The 844-nt window shown below is 50.8% G+C and carries 1 protein-coding gene and 1 pseudogene; both read left to right on the forward strand.

Going from position 1 to position 844, the window contains the following annotated elements:
- Nucleotides 1-264 precede the first annotated feature (264 nt).
- Nucleotides 265-465: a hypothetical protein gene (locus tag ACOCD2_RS22835; RefSeq protein WP_419584591.1), complete on the forward strand. Its 201-nt coding sequence runs from the start codon at nt 265-267 to the stop codon at nt 463-465.
- A gap of 65 nt (nt 466-530) precedes the next feature.
- Nucleotides 531-626 (forward strand): annotated as a pseudogene (locus ACOCD2_RS22840) (ATP-binding protein); the annotation flags it as partial.
- Nucleotides 627-844: the final 218 nt, after the last annotated feature.

Here is an 844-nt window from a genome sequence, read left to right on the forward strand (position 1 = left end):
TATTGCCGCATCTCCAGTTACCTGCAGACCATGGCAAATCAGGGATACAATCCGCTGGTCGCCATTCAAATGGCCTTTTCGGGACAGCTCTATGCTGATAGGGGTGAGTAGTTACTACAATGTTACATCACAGAGTATCCGGAAATGGCAAAACCGGGATGAGTTCACCGACAAAAGCCTTCGTCCAGTTCCTGTCCAACCCATGGGGTCCATCTCTGGGTGCAGGTCTTTACCGATGCCAAGATCAAGTGTGTCTTCGACCTCGTGATAGATTTTGGGACATCCCAGTCCCCAAAATCGATTCGGCCTTTGACAACCTATTGGTGCCCCAGCCGTCCTGGTCACCCAGCACTACGCAACAACTTCGCAAGCTCGTTGCTGCTCCGTACTTGGCTCCCAATGACTGTACGCCGCGTTTGGATGCCTACTTTTCTTCCCCTCTGGCGCTATGCGCACGACGGGTAAGCAGTGCGGCCTCGCGGCTACTGGGGTCTACCAGCCTTCGCTTCGCTCTCCATGGCTGGCAGCGGACGACTGCCATGCTCGACCGCATCACCCATCACTGCGACATCATCGAAACTGGCAATGAATCCTACCGGTTCAAACACCGCAATCAGGCCTCATAGCCTGGTCAAAATTGAACACTGATACCTGGTCAATTTTGGATGCTGTTTGACACTGGCCATGGAGCCTAAGAAACTTAGCAACATCTACACAAATAGAGACTAAACAGTTTTGGATGTTTCTCGACATCGCTCGGAAATACATCAATAGACCATTTTGGCTATGATGTTTTGCACATAAAAGTCACGCCTGTCTTCCATGAACAGAACGTGCATATCCT

It is taken from the genome of Thiolapillus sp., assembly GCF_048562965.1.
Lineage (GTDB): Bacteria > Pseudomonadota > Gammaproteobacteria > Chromatiales > Chromatiaceae > Thiolapillus > Thiolapillus brandeum_A.